Consider the following 2,835-nt stretch of genomic DNA (forward strand, 5'->3'; position numbering starts at 1 on the left):
TGACAATTTTCATGTACCCGCCGCCTGCCAACTTCTTGAATTTGACGAGAGCGAACTCGGGTTCAATCCCTGTCGTATCACAATCCATCAGGAAAGAGATAGTTCCGGTCGGAGCGATAACACTAATTTGGGAATTCCGATAACCCCAACGTTCTCCCTTTTCAAGACAGACATCCCAATCCGCTTTTGCAGCATCTAAAAGATCGGGTGGGCATGCTGTTGAATCGATACTGTAAGCGGCATCGCGGTGCATCCGCATAACGTCCAACATAGCGTCGCTATTGTTCGCGTGCCCCGCAAAAGGACCGATACTTCCCGCAATCTCTGCACTTGTTTGATACCCCTTACCACTCAGGATAGCAGTAATGGCACCTGCGTAGGCAAACGCTTGGTCACTGTCGTAAGGAATGCCTAAACGCATCAAGAGTGCCCCCAAGTTAGCATAACCGAGTCCGAGGGGACGATATTCATGAGAACGCTGTGCTATATTTTCCGTTGGGTATGAAGAGAGGTCTACGATGATTTCCATCGCAGTGGCGAACACACGAACAGTCGCTCGGAAACCTTCAATGTCAAAGGTGTTATCATCTCTCAAGAATTTGGCAAGATTAATGCTGGCGAGGTTGCAGGCAGAATCGTCTAAGAAGAGGTATTCACTACACGGATTACTTGCGTTAATCCTGCCCGTGTTTTTACATGTATGCCATTTCTGAATCGTGCTGTCGAACTGGACACCCGGATCTGCGCATGCCCAAGCGGCATAGGCAATCTTTTCCATCAGTGTTCTGGCATCATATTCGTCGGCAACTTCGCCACTTGTCCGGTACGTCGTTTTCCATGAATCTCCCTGTAAGTAGGCATCCATGAAATCATCTGGAATCCGGACGGAGTTGTTGCTGTTCTGTCCGCTGACGGTGCTGTATGCCTCACCATTGAAATCGGATGGATACCCTGCAGCGATGAGTGCCTTTGCTTTATTCTCTTCCCTGAGTTTCCAGTCGATATAGTCAGCAATTTCTGGGTGATCCATATCGAGGATAACCATTTTGGCTGCGCGTCTTGTGGTGCCACCAGATTTGATGCTACCTGCCCATCGATCAAAGCCTTCAAGGAATGACAGGACCCCCGAACTCTCGCCACCACCGGAGAGGAGTTCACCCTTCGCGCGAACTTGGCTGAAGTTGGAGCCTGTGCCGCTGCCATATTTAAAGAGACGCACTTCGGATCTCTGGAGTTCCAACATAGAGTCCAGAGAATCGTCAACGCTTTGAATGAAACAGGCGGAATTTTGCGGGTGTTCATACGCATTGGTAGTGACCTTGACTTCCTGCGCATCTCGGTCCCAATAGTAGTTACCACCGCCCCCCTCGATATGATATTCATGCCACAAACCGCAATTGAACCAAACAGGCGAGTTGAAAGCACCGCGTTGTGTAACGAGGATATGCGTCAATTCCATCTCAAACGTCTTCGCGTCTTCAGGGGTAGCAAAATACCCCCCGAATTCTTCGCCTGCGCGACGGAGTGTGCGCGCCACACGGGTAACCAATTGACGAACACTGTCCTCCGATTCTGCACCGGGGAGTCCGGCTTTTCGGAAATATTTCGAGGACGCAATATCTGTCGCAAGTTGTGTCCAGTTTGCTGGTACTTCAACTTGCTCTTGTTTAAAGATGACATCACCCTTCTCATTGTAAATGACCGCGTCACGGCGTTCCCACTCCAACAAATCGTAGGGATGAACGCCGGACTTGGTAAAATAGGGTCTGAAAGTGAGTCCTGTCCGATCGCCCTCATCCATATTGACCTCCTGTTAGTTATCGGACCCAGAAAAAGATACCGATAACCATTTTATAATAATATGCGCTTGAAAGCGCGTCTATAAATATTCCTATAGTTATAATTAATCTTTTTTTATAATAATTCGGTGGTAGCGTTTCTTACCGGCGCGGAGAAGCAAAGCGTTCTCCTCAAGCAAGTCGGCCCCAACGACCATATCTATCGCACGGTACTGTTTTTCATTAATATAAGCACCACCCTGTTGAACGAGCCGCCGTGCTTCGCTTCGCGAATTTGCCAATCCGACTTCATGAAACAATTCCATAATTGGAATCCCACTGTCAAGTCGTTCTGAGGCGATAGCCGAAGTCGGCATCGCGGCTTCATCAAGGTTCCCACCACCAAATGCAGCATGTGATGCTGCTTGTGCTTTATCTGCCTCTGTCTTTCCGTGGGCAAGTTTTGTGGCTTCGTACGCGAGAATCTCCTTTGCCTCCCGAATGGCTTCGTCTTGCAAATTACCGAGTCGTCGAATCTCACCCATTGGAAGGAAGGTGAAATACGCTAAAAACCGGGAGACATCGCGGTCGTCCACGTTAATCCAATATTGATAGAACTCATAGGATGATGTCCGTTCAGCATCAAGCCAGACTGCACCGCCTGCGGTTTTTCCCATCTTCGCGCCGCTCGCTGTAGTGAGTAACGGGAAAGTAACCGCGTGAACGCGTTCGCCTTCGACGCGACGGACGAGATCGACGCCAGCCAGAATATTGCCCCACTGGTCATCTCCACCGAGTTGGAGACGACATGCATACTTCTGAAAAAGACATAAATAATCGTATGCTTGGAGCAGTTGATAGTTAAATTCAAGGAAGGAAAGTCCGAGTTCACGGTCAAGACGTTGTCGATAACCTTCTGCCTTAATCATCTCATTCACCCGGAAGTGTTTACCGATGTCGCGTAGAAATTCAATGTAGTTTACAGACAGTAGCCAGTCGGCGTTGTTGAGAAAACCTCCGGCTTTTGGCGTAGTCTGTGTTCCATCGTTATTTGCTA

The 2,835-nt window shown here is 48.9% G+C and carries 2 protein-coding genes; both read right to left on the reverse strand.

Going from position 1 to position 2,835, the window contains the following annotated elements; genetic code table 11:
* Positions 1 to 1,801 (reverse strand): vitamin B12-dependent ribonucleotide reductase (locus J4G07_22460; protein MCE2416747.1); only part of this gene is annotated, 1,801 nt, incomplete at its 3' end.
* Between the two features lie 102 nt (positions 1,802 to 1,903).
* On the reverse strand, positions 1,904 to 2,835 hold a 932-nt coding region (locus J4G07_22465; GenBank protein MCE2416748.1), incomplete at its 5' end, for a tyrosine--tRNA ligase.

Source organism: Candidatus Poribacteria bacterium, assembly GCA_021295715.1.
GTDB lineage: Bacteria > Poribacteria > WGA-4E > WGA-4E > WGA-3G > WGA-3G.